This window comes from Streptomyces sp. NPDC006326, from assembly GCF_040612915.1.
Taxonomy (GTDB): Bacteria; Actinomycetota; Actinomycetes; order Streptomycetales; family Streptomycetaceae; genus Streptomyces.
This window is the reverse complement of sequence record NZ_JBEXRC010000001.1, coordinates 207,933-233,277: the sequence shown is the minus strand read 5'-3', so window position 1 is coordinate 233,277 and position 25,345 is coordinate 207,933. Positions and strand designations below refer to the sequence as shown.

General features: G+C 71.4%; 28 protein-coding genes. 8 read left to right on the top strand and 20 right to left on the bottom strand.

Annotated elements, in window-relative coordinates:
* Window positions 1-244: 244 nt before the first annotated feature.
* Together ABZ128_RS01090 and ABZ128_RS01085 are read right to left on the bottom strand one after the other, a co-directional pair.
* Complete coding sequence (locus ABZ128_RS01090; RefSeq protein ID WP_356845347.1) at window positions 245-1,561, bottom strand: PhoH family protein; 1,317 nt, start codon at window positions 1,559-1,561, stop codon at window positions 245-247.
* A gap of 350 nt (window positions 1,562-1,911) precedes the next feature.
* Window positions 1,912-2,673 carry an isoprenyl transferase gene (locus tag ABZ128_RS01085; protein ID WP_356845346.1) on the bottom strand — a complete coding sequence of 254 codons (762 nt, stop codon included), beginning with the start codon at window positions 2,671-2,673 and terminating at the stop codon, window positions 1,912-1,914.
* A 130-nt stretch (window positions 2,674-2,803) separates the two neighbouring features.
* Here ABZ128_RS01085 and mgrA point away from each other — a divergent pair, with 130 nt between their 5' ends.
* On the top strand, window positions 2,804-3,841 hold the full coding sequence (gene mgrA, locus ABZ128_RS01080) for an L-glyceraldehyde 3-phosphate reductase (RefSeq protein ID WP_356845344.1): 1,038 nt from the start codon (window positions 2,804-2,806) through the stop codon (window positions 3,839-3,841).
* Between the two features lie 141 nt (window positions 3,842-3,982).
* Here mgrA and ABZ128_RS01075 read toward each other — a convergent pair whose 3' ends face one another.
* On the bottom strand, window positions 3,983-4,717 hold the full coding sequence (locus ABZ128_RS01075) for an A24 family peptidase (RefSeq protein ID WP_356845340.1): 735 nt from the start codon (window positions 4,715-4,717) through the stop codon (window positions 3,983-3,985).
* Between the two features lie 93 nt (window positions 4,718-4,810).
* Between ABZ128_RS01075 and ABZ128_RS01070 the strand changes: the two genes are divergently transcribed.
* The 3 genes from ABZ128_RS01070 (at window position 4,811) to ABZ128_RS01060 (ending at window position 7,454) form a co-directional block, all read left to right on the top strand.
* Window positions 4,811-5,197, top strand: coding sequence for a DUF192 domain-containing protein (locus tag ABZ128_RS01070; protein ID WP_356845338.1), 387 nt, complete (start codon window positions 4,811-4,813; stop codon window positions 5,195-5,197).
* Window positions 5,198-5,256: 59 nt separating this feature from the next.
* Complete coding sequence (locus ABZ128_RS01065; protein WP_356845336.1) at window positions 5,257-5,874, top strand: SMI1/KNR4 family protein; 618 nt, start codon at window positions 5,257-5,259, stop codon at window positions 5,872-5,874.
* A gap of 296 nt (window positions 5,875-6,170) precedes the next feature.
* A complete protein-coding gene (locus ABZ128_RS01060; RefSeq protein ID WP_356845335.1) occupies window positions 6,171-7,454 on the top strand; it encodes an extracellular solute-binding protein in 1,284 nt (427 codons plus the stop codon).
* A gap of 236 nt (window positions 7,455-7,690) precedes the next feature.
* Here the strand turns inward: ABZ128_RS01060 and ABZ128_RS01055 are convergent, their stop codons facing one another.
* Complete coding sequence (locus ABZ128_RS01055; RefSeq protein WP_356845333.1) at window positions 7,691-8,314, bottom strand: hypothetical protein; 624 nt, start codon at window positions 8,312-8,314, stop codon at window positions 7,691-7,693.
* Between the two features lie 138 nt (window positions 8,315-8,452).
* Between ABZ128_RS01055 and ABZ128_RS01050 the strand changes: the two genes are divergently transcribed.
* Window positions 8,453-9,646, top strand: a complete 1,194-nt coding sequence (locus ABZ128_RS01050; RefSeq protein WP_356845331.1) for a serine hydrolase domain-containing protein — start codon at window positions 8,453-8,455, stop codon at window positions 9,644-9,646.
* Here the strand turns inward: ABZ128_RS01050 and ABZ128_RS01045 are convergent.
* From ABZ128_RS01045 to ABZ128_RS01035, 3 genes are all read right to left on the bottom strand, one after another.
* Entirely contained in the window at window positions 9,637-9,960 is a 324-nt protein-coding gene (locus tag ABZ128_RS01045) for a nuclear transport factor 2 family protein (RefSeq protein ID WP_356845460.1), read from the bottom strand. The two genes, ABZ128_RS01050 and ABZ128_RS01045, sit on opposite strands and share 10 nt — an antisense overlap.
* 127 nt (window positions 9,961-10,087) lie before the next feature.
* Window positions 10,088-10,912 carry a polysaccharide deacetylase family protein gene (locus ABZ128_RS01040; RefSeq protein WP_356845329.1) on the bottom strand — a complete coding sequence of 275 codons (825 nt, stop codon included), beginning with the start codon at window positions 10,910-10,912 and terminating at the stop codon, window positions 10,088-10,090.
* A 241-nt stretch (window positions 10,913-11,153) separates the two neighbouring features.
* The gene (locus ABZ128_RS01035) at window positions 11,154-12,743 is read right to left on the bottom strand and encodes an MDR family MFS transporter (RefSeq protein ID WP_356845327.1); all 1,590 of its coding nucleotides are present in this window, start codon (window positions 12,741-12,743) and stop codon (window positions 11,154-11,156) included.
* A gap of 116 nt (window positions 12,744-12,859) precedes the next feature.
* Here ABZ128_RS01035 and ABZ128_RS01030 point away from each other — a divergent pair, with 116 nt between their 5' ends.
* Window positions 12,860-13,438, top strand: a complete 579-nt coding sequence (locus ABZ128_RS01030; RefSeq protein WP_356845325.1) for a helix-turn-helix domain-containing protein — start codon at window positions 12,860-12,862, stop codon at window positions 13,436-13,438.
* A 166-nt stretch (window positions 13,439-13,604) separates the two neighbouring features.
* Entirely contained in the window at window positions 13,605-14,639 is a 1,035-nt protein-coding gene (locus ABZ128_RS01025) for an SGNH/GDSL hydrolase family protein (protein ID WP_356845323.1), read from the top strand.
* Window positions 14,640-14,654: 15 nt separating this feature from the next.
* On the opposite strand, the gene ABZ128_RS01020 is transcribed toward ABZ128_RS01025, so the two are convergent.
* Window positions 14,655-15,080, bottom strand: a complete 426-nt coding sequence (locus ABZ128_RS01020; RefSeq protein WP_356845459.1) for a nuclear transport factor 2 family protein — start codon at window positions 15,078-15,080, stop codon at window positions 14,655-14,657.
* 104 nt (window positions 15,081-15,184) lie between these two features.
* Here ABZ128_RS01020 and ABZ128_RS01015 point away from each other — a divergent pair, with 104 nt between their 5' ends.
* Window positions 15,185-15,724 carry a TetR/AcrR family transcriptional regulator gene (locus tag ABZ128_RS01015; protein WP_356845321.1) on the top strand — a complete coding sequence of 180 codons (540 nt, stop codon included), beginning with the start codon at window positions 15,185-15,187 and terminating at the stop codon, window positions 15,722-15,724.
* Here ABZ128_RS01015 and ABZ128_RS01010 read toward each other — a convergent pair.
* From ABZ128_RS01010 to ABZ128_RS00955, 12 genes are all read right to left on the bottom strand, one after another.
* A complete protein-coding gene (locus ABZ128_RS01010; protein ID WP_356845319.1) occupies window positions 15,721-16,359 on the bottom strand; it encodes an OmpA family protein in 639 nt (212 codons plus the stop codon). The genes ABZ128_RS01015 and ABZ128_RS01010 overlap by 4 nt on opposite strands.
* A gap of 4 nt (window positions 16,360-16,363) precedes the next feature.
* On the bottom strand, window positions 16,364-16,723 hold the full coding sequence (locus tag ABZ128_RS01005; protein WP_356845317.1) for a hypothetical protein: 360 nt from the start codon (window positions 16,721-16,723) through the stop codon (window positions 16,364-16,366).
* Window positions 16,724-16,979: 256 nt separating this feature from the next.
* Window positions 16,980-17,627, bottom strand: a complete 648-nt coding sequence (locus tag ABZ128_RS01000; RefSeq protein WP_356845316.1) for a pilus assembly protein TadG-related protein — start codon at window positions 17,625-17,627, stop codon at window positions 16,980-16,982.
* Complete coding sequence (locus ABZ128_RS00995; RefSeq protein WP_356845314.1) at window positions 17,624-17,824, bottom strand: hypothetical protein; 201 nt, start codon at window positions 17,822-17,824, stop codon at window positions 17,624-17,626. The genes ABZ128_RS01000 and ABZ128_RS00995 overlap by 4 nt, the downstream gene beginning before the upstream one ends.
* 110 nt (window positions 17,825-17,934) lie before the next feature.
* Window positions 17,935-18,618: a response regulator transcription factor gene (locus tag ABZ128_RS00990; RefSeq protein WP_356845312.1), complete on the bottom strand. Its 684-nt coding sequence runs from the start codon at window positions 18,616-18,618 to the stop codon at window positions 17,935-17,937.
* Complete coding sequence (locus ABZ128_RS00985) at window positions 18,618-19,967, bottom strand: histidine kinase (RefSeq protein ID WP_356845311.1); 1,350 nt, start codon at window positions 19,965-19,967, stop codon at window positions 18,618-18,620. The genes ABZ128_RS00990 and ABZ128_RS00985 overlap by 1 nt, the downstream gene beginning before the upstream one ends.
* Window positions 19,968-19,970: 3 nt before the next feature.
* Window positions 19,971-20,864: a DUF5936 domain-containing protein gene (locus ABZ128_RS00980; protein WP_356845309.1), complete on the bottom strand. Its 894-nt coding sequence runs from the start codon at window positions 20,862-20,864 to the stop codon at window positions 19,971-19,973.
* 9 nt (window positions 20,865-20,873) lie between these two features.
* On the bottom strand, window positions 20,874-21,812 hold the full coding sequence (locus tag ABZ128_RS00975) for a type II secretion system F family protein (RefSeq protein WP_356845307.1): 939 nt from the start codon (window positions 21,810-21,812) through the stop codon (window positions 20,874-20,876).
* Entirely contained in the window at window positions 21,809-23,155 is a 1,347-nt protein-coding gene (locus tag ABZ128_RS00970; protein ID WP_356845305.1) for a CpaF family protein, read from the bottom strand. Before ABZ128_RS00970 ends, ABZ128_RS00975 begins: the two co-directional genes overlap by 4 nt.
* Complete coding sequence (locus ABZ128_RS00965; protein WP_356845303.1) at window positions 23,152-23,682, bottom strand: TadE/TadG family type IV pilus assembly protein; 531 nt, start codon at window positions 23,680-23,682, stop codon at window positions 23,152-23,154. The genes ABZ128_RS00970 and ABZ128_RS00965 overlap by 4 nt, the downstream gene beginning before the upstream one ends.
* A 1-nt stretch (window position 23,683) precedes the next feature.
* Window positions 23,684-24,043: a TadE/TadG family type IV pilus assembly protein gene (locus ABZ128_RS00960; RefSeq protein WP_356845302.1), complete on the bottom strand. Its 360-nt coding sequence runs from the start codon at window positions 24,041-24,043 to the stop codon at window positions 23,684-23,686.
* Between the two features lie 3 nt (window positions 24,044-24,046).
* Window positions 24,047-25,342: an AAA family ATPase gene (locus ABZ128_RS00955; RefSeq protein ID WP_356845300.1), complete on the bottom strand. Its 1,296-nt coding sequence runs from the start codon at window positions 25,340-25,342 to the stop codon at window positions 24,047-24,049.
* Window positions 25,343-25,345: the final 3 nt, after the last annotated feature.

The following is a 25,345-nucleotide window of genomic DNA, read 5'->3' as shown; positions in this document are numbered from 1 at the left end:
GTGCTGCGCGTACCTCACGGGAGATACAGGTGTGCCGCATGCGGGGCCTGACGGAAAACAGACTCTGCCGGACCTCGACACCGCAAGGCAATTCTCCGTTGCGTGGGAAAGGTCACACCTCCCACGGGGCTGCTGGTTCCACCAAAGGCCTGTGCAGCACGACACCGCCCGGCTAGGCTCTCGGGCCTTTGCCGGGCGGCGCCAACTCTCTCTTCCGCTATGGGGGATTTACCCTCTTCTTCCCTTACAGCGTCTCCAGCATCTCCGTGACCAGCGCGGCGATCGGGGAGCGCTCGGAGCGGGCGAGCGTGACGTGGGCGAAGAGCGGGTGCCCCTTCAACTTCTCGACGACGGCGACCACTCCGTCGTACCGGCCGACCCGCAGGTTGTCCCGCTGGGCGACGTCGTGGGTCAGAACAACCCGCGAATTGGCGCCGATACGGGACAGAACGGTCAGCAGGACATTGCGCTCCAGCGACTGCGCCTCGTCGACGATGACGAAGGCGTCGTGGAGGGAGCGCCCCCGGATGTGCGTGAGCGGCAGGACCTCCAGCATCCCCCGGTTCAGCACCTCCTCGATGACCTCGCGCCCCGCCACCGAAGAGAGGGTGTCGAAGACCGCCTGGGCCCAGGGGCTCATCTTCTCGGACTGGTCCCCGGGCAGGTAGCCCAGCTCCTGGCCGCCCACCGCGTACAGCGGCCGGAAGACCATCACCTTCTGGTGCTGCCTGCGCTCCAGGACCGCCTCCAGGCCCGCGCACAGCGCCAGCGCCGACTTTCCGGTGCCGGCCCGGCCGCCCATGGAGAGGATGCCGATCTCCGGGTCCAGCAGCAGGTCGAGGGCGATGCGCTGCTCGGCGCTGCGCCCGTGGAGCCCGAAGGCCTCGCGGTCGCCCCGGACGAGCCGGACGTTTCCGTCCGCGGTGACCCGGCCCAGGGCCTTGCCCCGCTCGGACTGCAGGACCAGACCCGTGTGCACGGGCAGTTCCGCAGCCTCCGGTACGTAGAGCCGCTCCTCGGAGTAGAGGAGGTCCACCTGCTCCCCGGACAGGGAGAGCTCGCTCATGCCGGTCCAGCCGGCGTCGGTGATCGCGAGCTCCGCGCGGTACTCCTCCGCCAGCAGCCCCACCGAGGAGGCCTTGATGCGCAGCGGGAGGTCCTTCGAGACGACCGTGACGTCGTAGCCCTCGGCCTGGAGGTTGCGGGCGACCGCGAGGATGCGCGAGTCGTTGTCCCCCAGCCGGAAGCCGACGGGCAGGACGCCCGGGTCGGAGTGGTTGAGCTCGACACGGAGGCTGCCGCCCAGATCCCCCAGCGGGATGGGTGCGTCGAGGCGACCGTAGCGGACCCGGATGTCGTCGAGCAGGCGCAGTGCCTGCCGGGCGAAGTAGCCGAGTTCGGGATGGTGCCGCTTGGCCTCCAGCTCGGTGATCACCACGATCGGGAGCACCACCTCGTGCTCGTCGAAGCGGCGGATCGCGTTGGGGTCTGCCAGCAGGACGCTGGTGTCGAGGACGTAGGTCCGCCTGTCGGGCAGGCGGCGCTTTGTGCTGGTCACCACGGAAGGACGTACCCCCTCGGAAGAGGTCGGGCCATGAAGACCGGACCGGTCATCGGCACCCTGCCAGGGCCGATTTCCGGCCCTCCCACTCCGTCCGTGCGAACCGCACGTGCGTCCTGGTGCAAAGGGCCTCCCGGGCGGACGGCCCCATGCCGCCCGCTGAGACTCGACACCCGTGGATCGGGCATCGACCTGAAAGGGGTATTCCCAGATCAGGCCCGGCCATGCCATGGCATATGACGGACGCTCGGTGAATCCCAGGTGAAGGCCCTGTACGGAGACGGCGCGCCGCGGACGGAGGTCCGGGGCGCGCCGTGTACGGGCCGGGGGTGCCGAGGGGGCGTCAGGCCTCAGGTGCCGTAGCGCCGGTGGCGGGCGGCGTAGTCGCGCAGGGCCCGCAGGAAGTCGACCTTGCGGAAGGCCGGCCAGAAGACCTCGCAGAAGTAGTACTCGGAATGGGCGCTCTGCCACAGCATGAATCCGGACAGCCGCTGCTCGCCGCTCGTGCGGATCACCAGGTCCGGGTCGGGCTGGCCGCGGGTGTAGAGGTGCTCGGCGATGTGGTCGATGTCCAGGATCTCGGCGAGCTCCTCGAAGGAGGTGCCCTTCTCCGCGTGCTCCAGCAGCAGTGAGCGGACGGCGTCGGCGATCTCCTGGCGGCCTCCGTAGCCGACGGCGACGTTGACCAGTATGCCGTCGACGTCGTGGGTGGCCTGCTCGGCCTCCTTGAGGACGGACTGCGTCCGGTCGGGGAGGATGTCGAGGTTGCCGACGTGGTGGACGCGCCAGCGCCCGTCCGCGGCCAGGCCCCGGACCGTGTTCTCGATGATGTTGAGCAGCGGGCGGAGCTCGACCTCCGGCCGGTCCAGGTTGTCGGTGGACAGCATCCACAGGGTGACGACCTCGACGTCGGTCTCGGTGCACCAGCCCAGCATCTCGGAGATCTTGTCGGCCCCCGCCTGGTGGCCCTGCTCCGTCGTACCTCCGGACGCCTTCGCCCAGCGCCGGTTCCCGTCCAGGATCACGCCGATGTGCTTGGGCGACGCGTCATGGTCGAGGCGGCCTTCCACCCGGCGTGCGTAGAGCCTGTACACCAGGTCGCGCAGCTTCACGATCTTCCAGCCCCTCCGTGCAATGCCCCCGTGCGAAATGCGGTCCCTACCCCCGAGGCCGCCACATTACTGCGCGGCGGGATCGGGTACCCAACTCGGTACGTCACAGGTCCGTGATAGGGAGGACAACGTGACTGATACCAATCCCTATCGGGCAGAGCCCTCTCGGTACGACTCCATGGAGTACCGGCGCACCGGGCGCAGCGGCCTCAAGCTTCCCGCCATTTCCCTCGGCCTCTGGCACAACTTCGGCGACGACAGGTCCCTGGATACCCAGCGCGCCATCCTGCGCCGGGCCTTCGACCTGGGCGTGACCCACTTCGACCTGGCCAACAACTACGGCCCGCCGCCCGGCTCGGCCGAGCTCAACTTCGGCAAGATCTTCGCGCAGGACTTCGCGTCCTACCGGGACCAGCTGATCATCTCCACCAAGGCCGGCTACCTCATGCACGAGGGTCCCTACGGCGAATGGGGCAGCCGCAAGTACCTGATGAGCTCGCTCGACGCCTCGCTGAAGCGGATGGGGGTGGACCACGTCGACATCTTCTACTCGCACCGCTTCGACCCGGAGACCCCGCTGGAGGAGACCATGGGCGCCCTCGTGTCCGCGGTCCAGCAGGGCAAGGCGCTCTACGTCGGCATCTCCTCGTACACCGCGGAGCAGACGGCCGAGGCGGCGCGGATCCTGCGCGAGGCGGGGGTGCGCCCGCTGATCCACCAGCCCTCGTACTCCATGATCAACCGCTGGACGGAGGAGGACGCGCTGCTGGACACCCTGGAGGAGGCCGGCATGGGCTGCATCTCCTTCGCGCCGCTCGCGCAGGGGCTGCTGACCGGCAAGTACCTCCAGGGCATCCCGGAGGGCTCGCGGGCCGCCCAGGGCAAGTCCCTGAACCCGGACCTGCTGTCGCAGGACGTGCGGCGGCGGCTGCACGGGCTCAACGAGATCGCGGCCCGGCGCGGGCAGTCGCTGGCGCAGCTGGCGCTCAGCTGGGTGCTGCGCGACGAGCGGATGACCTCGGCGCTGATCGGCGCGTCGAGCGTGGCGCAGCTGGAGGAGAACATCGCGGCCCTGGCCGGCGCGCCCCTGTCGGAGGAGGAGCTGAAGGAGATCGACTCCTTCGCCGTCTCCACTCCCGGCACCAACATCTGGGCCCAGCGCAGCTGACCTGCGCTTTTGCGCGGCCGCCGGAGAGGATGGGGCGAAACGGAAAACGGGCCGGTCCGTGGGGGGGATACGGACCGGCCCGAGGGGGGGGTTCCACCATAACCCTTCGTAAAGCCTGCTGCGTGCACCGGCGCGCGATGATTACGCTCCGAAACCACCCAGCAGCACTCCGGTGAGGGCCCCGGCGGCCATGAACGGACCGAACGCGAAACCCCTTTTGGCTCCTCCGGGGCCCTTCAGCACCAGGCCGAGGCCGTACAGGGCGCCGTAGAGGAAGCCGAGGAAGGCCCCCGCGGCCCATACCCCCCAGCCGTACCACCCAAGAGTGACGCCCAGGGCGAGCGCCAGCTTGACGTCGCCGAAGCCCATCCCGGCGGGGTTGATCAGGTACAGCACCAGGTACGCGGCGGCGAGCGCGGCCCCGCCGGCCAGGGCGTGCCGCCAGGACCCGGCGGCGCCGGGCAGCAGGGCGGCGGCCCCGAGCCCGGCGGCCGTGAGGGCCGCCAGGGGCAGGGTCAGGACGTCGGGCAGCCGGTGCACGGCGAGGTCGACCAGCCCGAGCAGGACGAGTACGGGTGCCAACCCGGCGAACACCACCGCCTCGGGCCGTCCCCCGGCGGCGGCGCCGAGCAGCCCGCACACCGCACTGCTGACCGCCGCGACCGGCGCGGCCCCCGGCCCGTACGCGTGCCGCTCCCCGGCGCCCCCCGCGCGGCAGCGCGCCGGGCCGAGCCAGCCCGCGAGGGCGTGCTCCCGCGGGCAGCGCTCCCGCCATGGCTCCCCCGGCGCCACGGAGAGCCGGTAGGCGGCGCGCGGCAGCAGCAGCCCGGCGGCCACGCCGTAGCCCGCGGCAAGGATGATCACGACCAGGCCCATCCGGCGACGGTAGGCCGCGGCGGCCCGGCCGGCATGGGCCCGGAGACCCAATGGGCCCGGCACGATCCCGAGGACAGGCCCTACGCTGCCCGCATGGCCAAGGGGTGGAGGGACGGCGGGTCGGTGCTGCGCGTCGTGGGGGTCGGGGACGCGATCCCGCTGGAGGTGGCCGCCTCCTACCGGGCCCGGACCCGCGGGCTGCTGGGGCGGGACGGGATCACCGGCGCCCTGCTGCTCACCCCCGCCGGGAGCGTGCACACCTTCGGGATGCGGTTCGCGATCGACGTGGCGTACCTGGACCGGCGGCTGGAGGTGATCGCGCTGACCACCATGGTTCCGGGCCGGCTCGGGCTGCCCCGGCTGCGTTCCCGGCACGTCCTGGAGGCGGAGGCGGGCTCCATGGCGGCGTGGGGACTGCGGACCGGGTCGCGCGTGGACATAGGGGAGCCGGGCCGCCCGGAGCGTCTCAGCCGCGGCTAGGCGGTGCGCGGACACGGCGGTAGGTTGGGGCGGTTGGGCTGGGGTGTCAGGGGAGCGGCATGACGGAGAACGCGCGGGTCAAGGCGCTGGAGCAGATCATGCCGGCGACCCACGGCGCCGACGAGGACATCGACTGGCCGGCCGCCGAGGCCGCCTGGCACACCCGTTTCCCGTCCGACTACGTCGCCTTCATGGGCCGCTTCGGCGCGGGCTCCATCAACGGCGAGGCCAGCATCCTGCTGCCGCTGCCCAAGCCCGGACTCCAGTGGGATCCCGCCGAGATGGCCGAGGAGACCGAGAACGCCCGCCTCGCCTGGGAGGCGGGGGGCGGCCGGGCGGCCTTGGACCTGGACCCCGAGTCGATCATCGCCTGGGGTGTCACCGGCGGGTCGGACATCCTCTGCTGGCTCAGGAACGACCCCGATCCGGACCGCTGGCCCGTCCTGGTGGTCGGCCGGCACACCGCCGACGCCTTCGCCGTGTACCCGTACGGCATGGCGGAGTTCCTCTACCGGCTCTGCGCGGACGAGTTCGACGTGAGCCCCGTCAGCATCACCTTCTGGGACGGGGGCCACCTCAGCTTCGTCCACTGGCGCAAGGCCCAGCGCCGCTGGCAGGAGGGCCGCAACCCGGAGACCGGCGAGCCCGATCCGTACGCGGGCGACTTCACGCCCTGAGCGCCTGCCTCACCCGTACCGGCACCCTCCTCACACCCTCCCCCCGTCACCGCGGCACACAGTGCGTGAAACGGGCTTTTCGGCATGTCTACGCGCGTCCGATTTATGGATCAGCTAGGGGAAAACACCAGCCGGAAATGCCGCACTTGGAGCATTGACCACAAGTACCGACCCAATGGAATCAATCGCCCCGCTTCAGGAGAGAATTCCGGCCAACGGGCCACGGACGGACACCCCAGCCCGGAGCAACTCATAAGTAGTAACGGGACTCAAAAGAAATTCAGGGGAATACACCCGTGCGACGAAGAATCTTCGGCACGGCCGCCACCGCGGTCGTGCTCGGTCTGCTGATCCCACTGGCCGGATGCAGCGGTTCGGGCGACGGTGCAGGCGACAGCGGTACGTTGCGCCTGGTGGCCGCGGAATACGGCGACAGCCAGGCCACCAGCTCCAAGACCTACTGGGACAAGGTGACGGCTGATTTCACCAAGGCCAATCCCGGCATCAAGGTCGAGGTGCAGCTCCTGCCGTGGGCCGACATCGACCGCGAGGTCTCGCGTATGGTCAAGGCCGGAAACGCCCCGGACATGGCCCTCATGGGTTCCTACTCCGACTTCGCGGCGCAGGGAAAGCTCTATTCCGCGGAGGAACTCCTCTCCATCTCCGCCGAGGCGAACTTCCTCCAGCCGCTCGCCGAGGCCGGCTCCATCGGCAACACGCTCTACGGCCTGCCCTGGGTGGCGAGCAGCCGCCTCCTCTTCTACAACGAGAGCCTGTTCTCCAAGGCGGGCATCAACAACCCGCCCAAGACCTGGGCCGAGCTGAAGTCCGCCGCCAAGGCCCTCAAGGACAAGGGCGTGAAGTTCCCGTACGCCCTTCCGCTGGGGCCGGAGGAGGCGCACGCCGAGGCGCTGATCTGGGAACTGAGCAACGGCGGCGGCTACGCCGACAGCAGCGGCAACTACAGCCTGGCCTCCGACCAGAACATCCAGACCTTCCGGTGGGTCAAGGACAACCTGGTGACGCCCGGCCTGACGGGACCTGTCCCGCCGTCCCAGCTCAACCGGGCCGACGCCTTCGCCGCGTTCCTGCGCGGCGAGGTCGGGATGGTCAACGGCTACCCCTCGCTCGTCCACGAGGCGCGGGCGAAGGGCATCAGCGTGGGCACGGTGTCCATGCCGGTGTCGGACTCGCTCGGCGCCGGGGAGGTCACGCCGACCGTCGGTGTGGCCGACTGGATGATGGCGTTCAAGCAGAACGACAAGGGCAAGGAGATCGGCAAGTTCCTGGATTTCGTCTACCAGGACAAGAACATGTCGGAGTTCGCGGGCCGCTACCACCTGCTGCCCTCCACCGTGTCCGCCTCCAGGACCCTGGACGGCGGGATCGACAGCACCAACACGCAGTTCCTGACGGCCCTGCGCGGTGCGCAGCTCTACCCGGTGAACGACCCCTCGTGGGTGACGGTCAGCGACACCATCAAGCGCAACATCGGCCGCGCGGTGGAACCCAACGGCGACGCGAAGAGCGTCCTGGAGGAGATCGCCTCGAAGGCGAACGAGGCCGGCCGCAAGCACTGAGCAGCCGCCCGGCGCACCACCCATTCGGCCGAACATCCCATCGAACAAGGGACTTTCGACCCCCGCCGCATCCCATCCGATGCGGCATGATGGTCCACGGCTCTTGATCCAAGGCCGCGGTCCAGTCGCCCCGCCGAGCGCCCACAAGGCGCAGGGGGCGACCGGCCCCTCTCCCGCCAGGCCTTCTCTCCGCGGACCTTCTCTCCGCGGGCCTTCTCTTCGCCGCCAGTGCGCCGCTAGTGCGGGCCGTGCTCCGCCGCGAAGGCCGTCCGGTGCTGCTCGCAGCTGGAGTTCCAGCGCAGCGAGCCCGTGAGCGTCCCGTAGCCCGAGCGCGTGACCGACCATTCCACCGTGTACTCACCCGTGTCGCAGGCGACCCGCTTGCCGCCCGGCACCTTGGCGCGCCCGGTCGCGGCCTGGTCCTTCAGCTCCCGGTGCACCTCGACCACCTTGGCCCGGTCCGCCGAACGCAGGACGGCGTGCACGACGACGGGGTGGATGCCCTCCTTGGTGGTCACCGCCTTCTTCACCACGGTCGAGTCCGACACCACCCACCCGAAATCGAACGAGGGCAGCCAGGCGAGTGACTTCGGGTCGGGCGCCTGGTGTCCGAAGTCCGGTGCGGCCGAGGGGCCGCGCCGGGTGACCGTCCTGTACTGGATGCCGGGGTAGAAGCGCAGCTGCCCCTCCACCTTGTGCATCTCGTCGTCGGTCCACAGCGACTTCATCGTGTTCTCGCCGCCGGCCGGGTCCTGGAGGTAGCTGCCCTCGGCGGCGGTGGCGGCGCCCTGGCCGAAGGCGGGGGCGAGGGCCGCCGCAGTCGCGGCGAGGGCGAGAGCGGCAATGCGGGTGCGCTTCATGTCCGGTCCAACGGGAGCCCCCGGCGCGCTGGAACGACGCCGGGCGGGCTTTCACCCGTACGGGAGCCGTGCCGGAATATCCCATGATCATCTCCGGTTGTGCGTGCCGAACCGACGGAGCACGGCGAAGGGGGCCCCATGGGCGTGAAGGTGAACGGCACGGTGGCGGCGGGCTGGGAGCCGGTGCGGGAGGAGTTCGAGGCCTTCGCCGCAGCCGAGGCGCACTCCCCCGAGGCCCAGCTCGCGGTGCACCACGGCGGCCGTCGGGTGGTCGACCTGTGGGCGGGCGAGGACACCGGGCCCGACACACTGACCGGCGTCTACTCGATCACCAAGGGTGCCGCCTACCTGGTGGTGGCGCTGCTGGTGCAGGACGGCGTACTCGACCTGGAGCGGCCGGTGTCGGCGTACTGGCCGGAGTTCACCGGCGACGGCAAGGAGCGGCTGACCGTACGGGAGCTGGTGTCGCACCGGGCCGGGTTGCTCAGCGCCCCCGAGGGCTTCGACTACGAGGAGATCGCGGACGACGCGCTGATCGCGGCGCGGCTGGCCGGGCAGAAGCCGTACTGGGAACCGGGGACGGCCTACGGCTACCACGCCTTCGTGATCGGCGCGCTGGTCGGCGAGCTGGTGCGGCGGGTGACCGGCCGGGCGCTGCCCCAGGTGTACGAGGAGCGGATCCGGGCGCCGTACGGCCTCGACCTCTACATGGGTCTGCCGGGCGCGTTGGAGGGCCGGTGGAAGCCGGTGCTGGACATGCTCCCGACGCCCGGGCAGCTGGCGGCCGCGCAGTCGGGCGGGGCGCAGGTCCCGGAGCTGCTGCCGGTGGCCTTCAACGCGCACGGCAAGCGGCCGATGGACCTGGTGGTGTACGCCAACCACCCGAAGGTGAAGGCGCTTGGCCCGGTCTCGGCCGGCGGAATCGGCACGGCCCGCGGGGTGGCCCGGCTGTACGCGGCGGCGATCGGCGAGGTGGACGGCCGGGCCCCGCTGCTGAAGCCGGAAACGGCGGCCGAGTTCGCGAGGCTGCACACCCCGGGCGAGGACCGGGTCACCGCGGAGCCGGACCACTTCGGGCTGGGCTTCGAGCGGCAGCCCGCGGTGGGCCCGCGGGCCTTCGGGCACAGCGGTGCGGCGGGCGGGCTGGGCTGGGCGGACCCGGCGACCGGCCTCGCGTACGGGTACACGCGCCGCCGCTTCGGCTTCCCGGGCGGGGCGGCCCCGGAGAACGCGCCCCTGACGGCGGCGGTGCTGCGGATCGCGCGGGGCCTGGACGCGGGGCCGGCGCGGGCCGGGGCCGGGGCGGCCGCCGGGGAGGCGGCTCAGGCCTGACCGGTCTCGAAGCGGCTGATGCGGCCGTCGCCGGTGACCGTGAACCGCCATGCGGTGCGCATCTCGCCCCAGGTGTCGTTGCGGTAGTCGACGACGAGGCGGTGGCCGCCGTCGGACTCGGAGACGACGTCCATGTGGCCGTTGCAGGACCAGATCTCCTTGTCGGTCCACTCGGCGAGGTCCCGGTCCGAGCCGTCGTCGGACATGCTCGCGTCGGCTGTCAGCAGCTGCGCGAAGGCCGCCTGGTCGTGCGCGTTGACGGCGGTGACGAAGGCCCTGACGGCGGGGTCGGACAGCTTGCTCGGCGCGATCACGGAGGCCTCCTGGCCGGTCGTGCGGGTGGTGCGGGTGCGACCAGGGAACACCGCGGGCGCCGCCGGGGCGTCGATCCTCACCCGTTCGCCGCCGGACGGCGTGTCAGATGACGTGGTGGCCCGGCCGCTACGGGGTGGTCCGGACGGGGAAGCCGGTCGGCCGGCCCTGCTCGCGCAGCCAGGAAAGGACCTGGTCGAGGGCTTCGACGGTCTGCCCGCGGTTGCCGCCGCCGTCGTGGAAGAGGACCGTCGGGCCGTTGCCCAGCTCCTTCTTGACGGTGTTGACGATGGCCGGGACACCGGGCTTCTGGAAGTCCTTGGTGTCGACGTTCCAGCCCAGCGGGCGCATGCCGTTCGCGGCGGCCGTGCGGCGGCTGTCGGGCGTGAACGCGCCGCCGGGGGCCCGGTAGTACTCCACCTCGGCCGCGCCGCCCGCCGCGTCCTCGATCATCTTCTTCGCGGCGAGGATCTGCCTCTCCTGGTAGGCGGCCGGCTTCCTGGCCATGGCGGTGTCGTGGTCCACGGTGTGGTCGCAGAGGCGGTGGCCGCCCGCGACGACCTGTTTGACCAGGTCGGGGTGGGCCGCTGCCCGCGGTCCGACCATGCAGAACGTCGCCTTCACGTCATGCTTCTTGAGGACGCCGAGCACCCGGGGGGTCCACTGGGGGTCGGGGCCGTCGTCAATGGTGATGTTGACGGCATTGCCGCCGCTCTCCGACGCATGGGCTATGTCCTCGGGTATGCCCGCCTTCGGCGGGGCGCCGCCGCGCGCGGGCTCCTGCGGCGCGGGGGCCGCCTGAGGCGGTGACGGCTGCCTGCCGCCCGGGGCGGGACGGTCCGACGCCGCCAGGGCGGTGACTCCTCCTATCGTCGCCGCCACGGCAACGGCCGAGGCCGCGACGGCCACCCTGGCCCGCAGGCCCTGTCGGTCGGTGCGCGTCCTGAAGCCCATGGACGATCCACTCCCCTCCGCCTCGCGATCACTCTCCCGTTCAGGACGTGTGGCAACGCGGAAGGGTTCCCACCGATTTCGGCCGGATTTCAGGCAATAGGACCTTGGTCCTTGATCGCACCGATTTGGTCCCGAGTACCTGCAAGGGACCCTGATCGGCCGTCAGCCCCGGGACGTGACACGGCCCCGGCGGACGATCGTCGTCCGCCGGGGCCGTTCGTTCCGCGGGCCGTCCACCCGCTCAGTGGGAGAGGGACTCCTGCGGAGCCTGCGCCGCCTTGTCCGCGCCCGCGCCGCCGGCCTGCGGGCCCGCGCCGCGGAGGGGGACCTCCTTGACGAACCAGGCCGCCGCGAAGCCCAGTACGGCGATGAACGCGCCGAGCAGGAACGCGGAGTGCGTACCGGCGGCGACCGCGTGCTGGTAGGCCTCGCGGACCACTTCCGGCAGCTTGGCCAGGCTGGCCGCGTCGAGCTGTGCGGAGCCCGCGGCGCCGGCCGCGTCCGGGCCGAGGCGCTCGCCCATGGTCTCCGTGACCCGGCTGGTGAACAGCGAGCCCATCAGGGCCACGCCGAAGGAGCCGCCGAGCGTACGGAAGAGGGTGGCCGAGGAGGACGCGACGCCCATGTCCTTCATCTCGACGCTGTTCTGCGCGACCAGCATGGTGATCTGCATCAGGAAGCCGAGGCCCGCGCCGAGGACGGCCATGTAGACGCCCGAGACCAGGCGGCTCGTACCGGTGTCCATCTGGGCGAGCAGGAAGAGGCCGACGACCATGAGCCCGCCGCCGATGATCGGGAACATCTTGTACTTGCCGCTGCTGGTGGTGATCCGGCCCGCTATCAGCGACACGACCATCATCGAGAGCAGCATCGGCAGGAGCAGGAGGCCGGAGTTGGTGGCGGAGGCGCCCTGGACCGCCTGCTGGAACAGCGGCAGGTAGAGCACGCCGCCGAACATCGCGAAGCCGACCAGGAAGCCGATCACCGACATGAGCGTGAAGTTGCGGCTGCGGAAGATGTGCAGCGGCATGACCGGCTCGGCGGCCTTGGTCTCGGCGAAGAGGAACGCGGCGATCGACAGCAGGCCGAGGATGATCAGGCCGACGATCTCGCCGGAGCCCCAGGCGTACTCGGTGCCGCCCCAGGTGGTGACGAGCACGGTCGAGGTGATGGCGAGGGTGAGCAGGGCCGCGCCCAGATAGTCGATCTTCCGGCCTTCCCCCTGCCCTGTCTTCTTCGGCAGGTGGAGGACCGCGGTGACCATCGCGAGCGCGACCGCGCCCAGGGGCAGGTTGATGTAGAAGGACCAGCGCCAGCCCATGTGGTCGGTGATGGTGCCGCCGACCAGCGGGCCGCCGATCATGGCGAGGGCCATCACGCCGGCCATCATGCCCTGGTACTTGCCGCGCTCACGGGGCGGGATCAGGTCGCCGATGATCGCCATGACGCCGACCATCAGACCGCCGGCCCCGAGGCCCTGGATGGCGCGGAAGCCGATGAGCTGGCCCATGTTCTGGGCCATGCCGCTGAGCGCGGAGCCGATGAGGAAGATCACGATGGAGGTGAGGAAGGAGCCCTTCCGCCCGTACATGTCGCCGATCTTGCCCCAGATGGGGGTGGAGGCCGCGGTGGCCAGCGTGTACGCCGTGACCACCCAGGAGAGGTGCTCAAGCCCGCCGAGCTCGCCGACGATGGTGGGCATCGCCGTACCGATGATCATGTTGTCCAGCATGGCCAGCAGCATGGCGATCATGAGCGCCATGAGGACCACACGAACGCTGCGCGGCTTCACCTCCTCCGAGGTCTGCGCCGCCTTCGTGATATCGACCATGTCCACTCCCCGTTGCACCCGCTCCCGGGCACTTACTTGCCGCCCGGCTAGTTCACTACACTGGGGACGGTAGACCCGTCACTAGCCGGGCGTCAAGTAAGTAATTGGGGAGAGCCATGTCCAGCAGCAGTCCGCAGGCGCGTCGTGGCAACACGCGTCAGCGCATCCAGGACGTCGCACTGGAGCTCTTCGCCGAGCAGGGGTACGAGAAGACGTCGCTGAGGGAGATCGCAGAGCGGCTGGAGGTCACGAAGGCGGCGCTGTACTACCACTTCAAGACCAAGGAAGACATCATCATCAGCGTCTTCGAGGACCTGACGCGCCCCATCGACGAGCTGATCGAGTGGGCGAAGGAGCAGCCGCGGACGCTGGAGACGAAGCGCGAGGTGCTGCGGCGCTACAGCGAGGCGATGGTGGCCGGCGCCTCGCTGTACCGCTTCATGCAGGAGAACCAGGCGACGATGCGGGAGCTGAGCATCGGCGAGACGGTCAAGCGCCGGCTCTTCACCCTGGTCGACCTGCTGCGCACGGAGGGCGCCCCGACGGTGGACCAGGTGCGCTGCGTCAGCGCCCTGTTCACGCTGCACGCGGGGATGATGTTCCTCCAGCACGTGGAGGGGGATCCGGAGGAGACCCGCCTGGCGGCGCTGGAGGTCGCGACGGACCTGATCACGCGGGCGCACCACGAGCGGTGACGGGGGCGGGGCGAGGCCGAGGGTGGGAGCGGGGCGGAGGAGAGGGTGTGGGGGCGTTACGGGATCACCCGATCGAGCGATTACCCAGGGTGACGATCCCGGCTACTTTTGGTGAAACGCGCCGGTGGGGGACGAGCCTCGGGCGCCCGAGCCAGAGGACACCGCCATGGTCACCACCCGTACCCGGCTGGCGCTCGCCGCCGCGACCACCCTCGCCACCCTCTCCGTCGTCACCTCCACCACGGCCGCACCGACCGCCGCGGCGGCGGCCCCTTCCCCGCCCCGGGCCCTGAACTGGGTCGCCATGGGCGACTCGTACAGCGCGGGCGCCTTCGTCCGGCCGTGGGCGACGGAGGACGGCTGCGGGCGCTCCGCCCAGAGCTATCCGCAGCAGGCAGCGCGGCAGCTGCGGGTGCGGCTCACCGATGTGACCTGTTCCGCCGCCGATGTCAGAGGGGGCCTGCTGGAGCAGCAGACCGACATGACCGGGCCTCCCTCAGTGCCGCCGCCCGGCGGTTGGCCCGCCAAGCCGGCCCAGATCGCCGCCTTGTCGGCCGGCACCGACCTGGTCACCATCGGCATCGGAGGCAACTCGATCGGCTTCAAGGAGATCGTCGAGCAGTGCGTCGCGCAGGGCGTTGCCGCCTTCGGCATGGGCAAGCCGTGCACCTCGTACTACACGACGGGGAAGGGGGCCTCCGCCCTGAACGACAGATTCGCCTCCCTGGAAGCCGACTTGGGGACCCTCATGCAGGCCGTCCGGGCCCGCGCACCGCAGGCCAGGGTCGCGCTGGTCGGGTATCCGGCGCTCGTCGACGACAGCGCCGGCTGCCGCTGGGGCTCGTGGCAGCAGTTCGGCACCGCCGCCAAGGGCGATCTGCCGTGGCTGGACAGCATGGAGCGGCGGGTGAACACCGTCCTGCGCGAGCAGGCCGGGAAGGCGGGCGCGGCCTATGTGGACACGTACGCCTCCAGCGCCGGGCACGGGGTGTGCGCGAGCGGGGAGGAGCGCTGGATGTACGGCATCAAGGACGAGCTGACGGGCCCCGGAGACCAGAGCGATGAGCCGTCCATCCTCTGCCGGGCGATCCCTTCACCCGGCGAGGCCTGCACCCTGCTCCACCCGAACCTCCGCGGCACCACCCACCAGGCGGAGCTGGTCACCCGCGCCCTGGTCGGCCTGGGAGCCTCCAGAGCCTGACGGGCGAAAGGGGCGTCACGGCGTGGGGCGGCGGAGGCGGCGCTCGGACTCCGTGATGGGGATGTCGTTGATGCTGGCCTCGCGGCGGCGCATCAGGCCGTCCTCGTCGAACTCCCACTGCTCGTTGCCGTGGCTGCGCCACCACTGGCCGGCGCTGTCGTGCCACTCGTACTCGAAGCGGACGGAGATGCGGTTGCCGGTGTACGCCCAGAGTTCCTTGCGCAGGCGGTAGTCCAGCTCGCGCTCCCACTTCTCCGCGAGGAACTCCCGGATCTCGGCGCGGCCGCTGAGGAAGCGGTCGCGATTGCGCCACACGGAGTCCTCGGTATACGCGAGGGCCACGCGCTCGGGGTCCCGGGAGTTCCAGGCGTCCTCGGCCGCCTGGACCTTGGCGCGGGCGGATTCCTCGGTGAAGGGGGGCAGGGGCGGGCGTACGGACACGGCCATGGCGGCAGCCTCTCGAACCTCGACGACGAGAACGATCGTTCTCGGACGATAGAGAACGATCGTTCTCTGCGCAAGCGATTCTGGGTTACGCTCCCCGCATGGACGACGAAGAGGGCCGCACCCGGCTGCTGGACGCCGCGGAGGCGCTGTTCTACACGGAGGGGATCCAGGCCGTGGGCATGGACCGCATCCGCACGGCGTCGGGCGTCCCGCTCAAGCGGCTCTACAAGGTCTTCCCGGCCAAGGAATCGCTGGTCGCGGCCTACCTGGACCGGCGCGACCGGCGCTGGATGAACAGCCTGCGCGAGGCGGTGAAGGCCGACGCGGCCGACCCGGTCGGAGCCGTCTTCCACTGGCTGGCGCGGTGGTTCACGGAGCCGGACTTCCGCGGCTGCGCGTTCCTGAACGCCTACGGGGAGCTGGGCACCGGCCCCGCCGGCGTCCTGGACGTCGTACGCCGCCACAAGGCGGAGCTACGGGCCCTGCTGGCCGACCTGGCCGGACCGGACCGTCCCGACCTGGCGGACCAGCTGCTGATCCTGGTCGAGGGCGCGACGGCGGTCGCCGCCCTCACCCCCGGCCCGGAACCGGCCCACCGCGCCCGGGCGGCGGCGTCCGTCCTGGCCGCGGCGGCCTAGTTGCCGACGCTGCGGGGGAAGGTGATCTCGACGCGGCGGTTCTTCTTGCGGCCTTCCTCGGTGCTGTTGTCCGCGATCGGGTAGTCCTCGCTGTACCCCCGGACGTCGTAGATGACACCGGGGTTGGTCACCGTCTTGGCCAACTCGGCCTGCACGGCATCGGCGCGCTGCTTGGAGAGCTCCTTGCCGTGCTCGTAGCTGCCCTGGTCGTCGGTGAACCCGAAGACCCGGATGCGGGTGGCCTTCTGCGTGTTGATCTCGTTGGCGATGGCCTGTATCCGGGCGGCGGCCTGGGCGTTGAAGACGGCACTGTTCTCGGGGAACAGCACCTCGGACTGCAACGCCATCATGACGGTCTGATTGGTCTCCTGCCGCCGCTGCTCCCCGCCGAGGTCTTCGACGACCTCGGCGATGTCCAGCACCTTGATGGGCGCCAGCGTCCCGCCCTGGGGGATCTTCAGCCCGGGGGCGTTGGAGTCGATGGGCACGGGGGCGGCGGCGGACGGCTCGGTGCCGGGCGGAACGGAGGGCTTGACGTCATCGGCATACGCACTGCCCGCCCCGAGGAAATGCCCCCCGGCGATGACGAGCCCGACGACTACCGTCGCAGCGGTGGTGCGGTGGCTTTGTGTCATGGGGTCACCCGGAGATCTTGACGGTCGCCGTGGCGAAGGTCGGCAGACTGAATTCCACCTGACTTGTGCTGTTCGGTGGCACGGGGAACTGCGCGAAGAACGGCACCACCTGGCCGGCGTCAATGATCGTCAGTCCGGTGGTGCAGAGGCATCTGCCGTCGGTGTCGCGAAGCACGTAGTACCTCTTTTTGGCAGCCTTGTCGACGAGCGTGACACCCGCCACCGAGGCTCCACTGCTGTTGAGTTCGTTGCCACGCCAAGCTGCCACGTTGGCGAAGGGCTGGCTGCCGGTGTTTTTCAGTTGACCACTGACCGTAAGAAAGCCAGCGGCATCGCGAACTGCAGAGTTGACGGTGAGGGTCATTCCAGCCTCGCCGTTGACGCTAGCGAGCACCTCGGTCGGCGTGGGTTGGACGCTGCTGCTGGGTGGTGACTGAGGCTGGCCACTCTGGGACCTTGAGGGCGCAGGACTCTGCCGAGCCTTGTTCTTCTGGTCATCGCCCCCGCCGCAGCCGGCCACGGTGAGTGCCAAGACTGCCGCCGCCACGACAGCCGCTCCCCGACGGACGTTCACCGAGTGCCGAGTGCTCATCTATGCCGCTTCCTTCTCTCATCCATTGTCAATCGACCAAGCGCACGTCGAACAGTCTTCTCGCCAACGTGCGCCACGGCCCGGGCTTCGCGGGGTCCACCTCGAACGGCTTGCCGCCCTTGCACGTGAACTTGACCCTCGAAGGCGCTTGCGGGTTCGGACTGGGGCTCGGGGTAGGGGTGGGGGCGGGGGTAGGGGTAGGGGTAGGGGTAGGGGCAGCATCCAGGCGGCAGCGCGATTCGATCGCAGCGGTCGCCTTCGCCTTTCCATGGACGCTGTCCGTTCCCGGGACAACCGACTTCCCCACCGTTCTATTGGTCGTCACCCCGACGGTGAACCGGGGCATAGAAGCCGTGCAGGTCGCCGACGCGTCGTTCTGTTCCGCGAAGCTCCGCGCCTGCCCGCATGCTCCCGCATCGTCGAGCAACTCGCCTCGCAGAACCTTTTCCCATTCCTGGGGGCCGAACCTGGAGAAATCCAACCCCGGCACCAAGTGGTCTCGCGCGTCACGTGCCGCCGCCAGCGCGGCGGCGTCAGCCGCCCCTTGCGCATCGCTGCGCGTAAGTGCCGCCGCTCCCACCACAAAGAAGGCAAATGCCGCGAACAGCATGCCGGTTATCACGACGATGTAAACCGGAAAAGCCTGCCCTCGATCGTTCAGGCTCTTCGAAATCACCTTCCGGCGGTGACTGATGCGACCGCCGTGGCGATCCGGTTGGTGATGGCTTGGCCGATGCCCGTGCCCACGATCGCGCCGATGATGACCACCACCACCAGGATGATGCCGAGGTACTCGAAGGCCGTCTGGCCGCGGTCCCGGGTTCGGTGGGGGGTGAGGTGGGTCCGCAGCCTTGCCAGGGTGTTCTGCAGCATGGGGGTTTCCTCCCGGGCCGGTGACGGTGCTGGTTTGCGGACCGTACGGCGAGTGACGAGTCATCACCAAGGGTCCCGGGGCCCAATTACGGACCCACTGCGCACTCCGTCTACCCATGGCCGGTCACCCCTGGACGGGCGGTTCCCAGCCAGCGGGCTATGGCCTCGCTGCGGGTGGTGCTCTGGAGCTTCGCGAAGATGCGGTTGATGTGGTTCTTGACCGTCTTCTCGCTGATGAAGCACGCCGCCGCGATCTGCTGGTTGCTCATCCCGGACGCGATCAGATCCATGATCTCCACCTCCCGCGAACTCAGCCCGAAGAGCGCCAGGTTGTGCAGCCGCTCAGAAGACTGTGCCACAGTTCGTTGCGGTTGCGAAGAGGTGCGGAGTTCCGCGAGGAGGGCGGTGGCCGCCGTCGGGGTGAAGTGGGCGCGGCCCTCGCGGACGTCGTGGACCGCGCGGAGCAGGTCGTCCGCCGTGAACTCGCCGTGGACCAGGTAGCCGCCCGCGCCCAAGAGCAGGGCCTCGCGGACGATCTGCGCCTCCTGGCTGTACGTCAGCATCAGCACCGGCGCCAGCTGGACCAGGTGCGGCAGGGCCGAGATGCCGTCGACGCCGGGCATGCGGACGTCCAGCAGGATCACGTCGGGGGCGTGGCGCCTGGTCAGGCTCAGGGCCTCGCGGCCGTCCGCCGCCTGGGCGACGACCTCGACGGTGTCGGCGGTGGCCAGGAGGGCCGCGAGGCCGGCGCGGACGACCGGGTTGTCGTCGGCGATCAGGACGCGGAGCGGCATCACGGGGTCTCCTCCCGGGGCAGGGCCGCGAGCGGGAGGTCCAGGCGTACCTCGGTGCCGGGGCCGGCCGGGCGGGGGCCGATGTGCAGGCGGGCCCCGATGGCCGCCGCGCGCTCCGCCATGCCGAGCAGCCCGAAGCGGCCGGCGCGGTGCAGGGCCCGGAGGTCGGGGGCGGTGCCGGGCAGGCCGCGGCCGTCGTCCTCGACGGTGAGCGTGAGGTGGCCGCCCTCCACCCCGGCCGTCACCGTCACCGCCGTGGCTCCGGCGTGGCGGCGGGCGTTCTCCAGGGCCTCCGAGGCCACCGCCAGCAGGTGGCGGGCCACCGCGGCCGGGACCGGCGGCAGGGTTCCGCTCGTGCGCAGTTCCACGCCGGGGGCGGTCATCCTGCGTAGTTCGCCCAGCAGGCAGACGCCCGGCGCATCCGCATCGCGCCGCAGGTCGGTCAGCAGCTCCCGGGACTCTGCGACCGCGAGGCGGGCCGCGCCCGCCAGGAGTGCGGCCTGGCGGCGGACTGCCTCGGGGTCCGTGGTGCGCGCGAGGGCGTCGGCGGCCAGCGCCAGGCCGTGCAGGGTCTTCGCCACCGAGTCGTGCATTTCGCGGGCCAGGTGGTCCCGTTCGGCGCGGACCGCCTCGGCCACCGCCAGGCGGGCCCGTGTCTCGGTGAGGGCCCGGCTCGCCGCCCCGAAGCGGAACAGCAGGTCCCGCAGGCAGGACCCGGCCGCGCCCGCCAGGAGGCAGAGGCCGGCCAGGGACAGGGCGCCGCCCGAGGCCGTCACCAGGGCCGCCTGCAGGGCCGCGTAGACGGCCGAGCCCCGCCACCCGTAGACCAGTCCTGCCAGCAGCGGGGTGCACAAGGAGACGAAGCCGAGCGGGGATTCGGGGGTCGCGGTGGCCAGGAGCAGGGCGTTGAACGCCATGTCGGCGGCCAGCAGCCACCGGTGGCGCAGCAGCAGCGGCCCGAACCGCTCCCAGTCGCGGAACAGGACGTACGAGAGCATGAAGGTGAGCAGGATCGCGCCGCCGACGAGGTACGCCGGTCCGCCGGGGGCCGTGCGCCCCAGGGCCAGCGGCGCCCCCAGGCCGATCATCACCATCCGGAAGGCGAAGACCTGGCGGCACAGCGCCTGCAGCGCCCCCGCCTGGAGGGCCGGAGCGGGAGCCTGCACCGCACCCCCGGCCGCCGCTCCTCCGGCCGCAGCGCCCCCGGCCGCCGCTCCCCCGGCCGCCGCTCCCCCGGCCGCCGCTCCCCCGGCCCACGCGCCCGTCGACGCCGTACCCGTCCCCGTACCCGTCGCCGTCTCCGGCCGGTGGCGGCCGAACGCCCCGGCCGCGATGTCCAGTACCGCCATGGCTCATCCACCCCCGAGCATCGCGCCGAAGTCGACGTCCGCGCCGTACACGAACCCGCACACCAGCAGGATCAGCGTTCCCGGCAGCATGAACATGGTGACCGCGAAGGTGGCCTTCGGCACGGCCCGGGCCGCCCGCCGCCGTGCGTTCTGGGCGTCCGTGCGGCGCATGTCCTCCGCGATGGCGATCAGCGTCTCCACGATCGGGGAGCCCAGCTCCTCGCCCTGCTGGAGCGCGGTGACGAACTGGGCCACCTGCTCCGAGTCGTTGCGCCGCCGCAGCTCGTCGAAGGCCTGGCGGCGGCTGACGCCCATGTCCATCTGCTGGAGGGTGATGCGGACCTCGTCCGACCACGGGCCCTCGTACTTGCCGGCCACCCGTTCCAGCGCCTGCCGGAAGCCGAGCCCCGCGCTGACCACCACCGCGAGCACGTCGAGGAAGTCGGGCAGCGTCCGCTCGATGTGGTCGCGGCGGACCCGGATCGCCGACCACAGGCCGACCTCGATCCAGAACAGTCCGAACGCCACCATCAGCAGCGCCGGTACGAGCCGGCCGCCCAGCAGCATCGCGAAGGCACCCACGGCGCCCAGGAAGCCGTACACCGCACGGCGGGCCGCGTAGCGGTCGATGGTCAGGCCGGCCGGGTTGCCGGCCATGTCGATCTGGCGGCGTTTGCGCGCCACCCGTTGGGGGCCCATCAGGCGCAGCACCAGCGGAGCCCAGCGGATGCCCATCCGGTCGACGGCCGAGCCGACCGCCGTCGTACGGGTGGCGCCGACCTCCAAGGCCAGGGCCAGGTCGGAGGGGAGTTTCACGTCGGCGCGGTAGAGGCGGACGCCGTGGAAGACGCCGAGGATCGACACCGCGGCCGCGAGCGCCAGCAGCAGAGCAGTCATGACCGGCCCTCACACATCGATCTTCGACAGGCGGCGGATGAGGACGAAGCCGAGCGTGAAGAGGCCGAGTGCGACGAGCACGGCCGTCTGGCCGATGAACGCGCCGGTCATCCGGTCCAGCGCGCCCGGCATCATCAGGTTGACCAGCAGCAGCGATCCGAGCCCGATCGCCGGTACCAAGTAGGCGGTCACCGTCACCTGGGAGAGCTGGGTGCGGATCTCGCGCCGCGTCTCCTTGCGCTGCTCCAGCGTGACCGTCAGATTGCGCAGGCTCCCCACGAGCGCCCCGCCGGCCCGCGCGGACAGGACCAGGGTGGAGACCAGGACGACCAGTTCCCGGGAGGGGAGCCGCTCGGCGATCTCGCCCAGCGACTCCTCGATCGAGTGCCCGACGGCCAGGCGGTCGGCGACCCGGGAGAGCTCCTCGCCCGCGGGGGCCTCCAGCTCCTCCGCCGCCATGGCGATGGCCGTACGCAGGGCCAGCCCGGCCTGGGTGGCGTTGGCGAGGATGCGGGCGAGCTCGGGGAGCTGGTTGATGAAGCGTTCGGTACGCCGGGCCCGCTGCCAGTTGAGGAAGGCGTTCGCCGCCCACAGGCCGGTCAGCCCGGCCACCGGGCCGAAGAAGGGGGCCAGGAAGCTCGCCGCGATCAGCCAGGTTCCGGCCACGGAGGCGAGTACGTAGACGAAGAACTCGCCCGGCGTCAGATCGAGGCCCGTCACCGCCAGCTTCACCTCGATCCGGCGGCCCAGCGCGGTACGGCGCAGTCGGCGGTCCACGCCCGTGAAGCGGCGTCTGCGGCCGGCCGGCGGGGGTGCGCCCTCCTGGGAGAGGCGTTCGACGAGGGCGGCGCGCTGGGCCCGGCCGGCGGCGTAGGCGTGGACGCCGGCGACGACGAGCACGCAGGCCAGCAGGGTGGCGCCGAGGGTGAGGAGGACGAGTGGGTTCACAGGACGGTCCGGGTGATGCGGGTGGCGAGTGCGTCGTCCGACAGGGCGACCCCGAAGGCCTGCGGGATCGGCTGGTTGTTCATGTAGAGGCGGTCCGCGATCCGCCGCGGCAGCGGGTGGTACTCGAAGCGGCCGTGGACGCGGCCGTCGGCGGCCATCGGCTGGGCCGCGAAGCGGCACACGGTGGTGAGCCGGAAGGGCTCGCGGCCGTGCGAGTCGAGGATGGCCATCTCGGTGATGCGGCGCGAGCCGTCGCCGAAGCGGGTGAGCTGGACGACCACGTTCACGGCGCTGTTGATCTGGTCCTGGAGCGCCTCGAAGGGCACTTCCACCTCGGACATCGACGCCAGAGTCTGCAGGCGCATCAGGGCGTCCTCGGCGCTGTTCGCGTGGACGGTGGCCAGGGAGCCGTCGTGGCCGGTCGACATCGCCTGGAGCATGTCGAGGGTCTCACCGCCGCGGACCTCGCCGACGATGATCCGGTCGGGGCGCATCCGCAGGGAGTTGCGGACCAGGTCGCGGATGGTGATCCGGCCCTTGCCCTCCACGTTGGCCGGGCGGGATTCGAGGCGGATCACGTGGGCCTGCTGGAGTTGCAGCTCGGCCGAGTCCTCGATGGTGATGATCCGCTCGCCCTCGGGGATCAGGCCGGAGAGGGCGTTGAGGAGGGTGGTCTTGCCCGTGCCGGTGGCCCCGGAGACGATCACGTTCATCTTCGCCTGGACCAGCCCGGACAGGAGCAGCAGCATCTGCTCGTCGAGCGAGCCGAGGGCGATCAGCTCGTGGAGGGTGAAGGCGCGCGGGAAGCGGCGGATCGTGAGCGTGGCCCCGGTCAGGGACAGCGGTGGGATGATCACGTTGACGCGTTCGCCGCTGGGCAGGCGGGCGTCGACCATCGGGTTGGCCTCGTCCACGCGGCGGTTGACGGTGGAGACGATGCGCTCGATGGTCTGCATCAGCTGTTCGTGCGAGGCGAAGCGCAGCGGGAGCTGCTCGACCCGGCCGGCGCGCTCCACGAAGATCTGGTCCGGGCCGTTGACCATGATCTCGGAGATGGAGGGGTCTTCGAGGAGCGGTTCGAGCACCCCGAGGCCGAGCGCCTCGTCCACGACCCGGCGGATCAGCTGGGCCCGCTCGACGGTGGACAGGACGGGGCCCTCGCGGCTGATGATGTGCCCGAGGACGCGCTCCAGCCGTGCCCGGCGCTCGGCGGGTGCGAGCGCGGACATCTCGGCGAGGTCGATCTCCTCCAGCAGCTTGGCGCGGTAGGAGGAGACCAGCCGGCCGTCCTCGCGCGGACCGTGGCGGTCGTCGGGGGTGTTGACGCGGGAGCGCAGGCTCATGGTCCGGTCACCTCCGGGTCGTCGTTCGGCATGACGGCGGTGGCCGTGGCCGGGTCGAGGGCGAGCCCGGGCACGATGGACTTGATCTTGATGGTCACCGTCGCGGTGACGGCGTCGCCGGTCGTGGACACGTCCACCTGCGGGGCCAAACCCCCCTTGACGGCCGCCTTCCCGGCCGCCGCCCCGCCGCGGCCGTTGCGGGCCTCGACGCGCGCCGCGGTACGGGCGGCGGTGTCGGCCTGCTCGTGGACGTACGCGACCCAGCCGAGCTGGATCCCGCACAGCGCCACGAAGAGCAGGATGGGGATGAACCCGATGTACTCCAGGGCCACCTGGCCGCGGTCGCGCGCCTCCGCGGGGGCTCGGCGGACGCCGCGGGCGCGGCAGACGCCGGGCGCCGGGCCGGAGCCGGGCGCCGGACCGGAGCCGGGCGCCGAACCGGAGCCGGGCGCCGGACCGGAGCCGGGCGCGCGGCCGGAACGGGGGTCCGGGCCGGGGCCGGAGACGGGGGTGAGCCGGTGGGGCATCTCAGTTCTCCCTCTCCTTGGCCGCGGCGGCCTCGCCCGTGATCGGGACGCCGATGCTGAGGCCCGGGTGGAACACCGGGAGGTGCAGCGTGACGGTGGCCTTGACGAGGTCGCCCGACTCCGCGCAGGACGCCTCCATGGTCCAGGCGCCGCTGATGTGCCGGCCGGCCGCTGCGGCGCACGCGCCGCCCCCGTGCACCGCGCCCGCGCGGGCCGCCTCGTCCGCCGCGTTTCCCGCCAGCGAGAACGCGTACCCGATCAGTACGCACTCCCACACGGCCGCCACGAGCAGCAGGATCAGCGGGACCGTGCCGACGAACTCGACGGCCACCTGGCCGCGGTCCCCGCGGGCGCCGGCCATGGCTCAGCCCTCCCGGCCGCGGCGCAGCCAGGGCCCGAGGGCGCCCCGGTCGCCGGCCCGCAGCCGGGCCACAGGTCCGGAGGCCCGTACGGCCAGGGCCGCGCCGGGGGCGGCGGCTTCCGGATCGGCGGCCGCGAGCAGGCCCAGTTCGCCCGCCACCGCCCACAGGGCCTGCTTCACGGTGGAGCGGTTGTCGAGGTCCTGCACCCGGCCCGCGTCGACGACGGCCTGGAGTTCCTTGAAGGCCGCCGGGACCGGGGTGCGCGTCGGCCGGGTCTTGGTGATCTTCGCGATCAGGGAGGGCTGGATCTCGGTGTGCTTGCTCCAGCGGTTGACGACCACCGCGGTGTCCTCGGCCTTGCGCACCTGGAGCCGCTCCCACATCCGGACCATCCGTTTGGCCGCGCGTACGGCGACCACGTCGGGGGTGGTGACCAGGACCGCCACGTCCGCCATCTCGACGGCGGCGGCGTTCGCGCCGGTCACCTGCGTTCCGCAGTCGACGACGACGAGTTCGTAGCGGCTGCGCAGGGCGGTGACGATGTGCCGGGCGGCCCGGTCGTCGACCTCCTCGCCGCGTTCGCCGTCGGCCGGGGCCAGCAGCAGGGCGAGGCCGGTGCGGTCGTCGTAGACCGCGTCCTGCAGGACGCGCGGGGAGATGTCCTGGATGCCGGCGAGGTCGGCGATGGAACGCCGGAACTGGACGTCCAGGTAGGAGCCGACGTCGCCGGCCTGGAGGTCCATGTCGACCAGTGCGGTACGCCGCCCCGCGGCGGTGGCGGCCAGCGCGAACTGCACCGCCGTGAAGGTGGTGCCCACCCCGCCCTTGGCTCCGCTGACCGTGACCAGCCGCCCGCCGGGGCCGGTGAACGGCTCGGGCCCGCGGCCCAGGTGGCGGCGTACGCCCACGGACCACTGGGCGGCGGACTGGACGCGGGCGGCGAGCTCCTCGTAGGCGAGCGGCAGGCCGGCCAGGCCGCGCGCGCCCGCGTCCATGGCGGCGGAGAAGAGCGCCGGGCCGGCGTCGGAGGACACCAGGACCACGCCCACCGCCGGGAAGCGCAGGGCGACCTCGCGGATCAGGTCCAGGGCGGGCACCGGGCCGATCCGCTCGTGGAGGAGGACGACCTCGGGCAGTTCGTCGATGGAGTCGGCGGCCAGCCGGGCCAGGGTGTCCAGCAGGGAGGCGGAGTCGGGGACCGGGGCGGCCGGTTCGGCGCCCGGGATCCGGCCGAGGAGGGTGGAGAGGGTGCGGGCGGCGTCCGGGTCTCCGGCCGCGGGGAGGATTCGCGTGGTCATCCG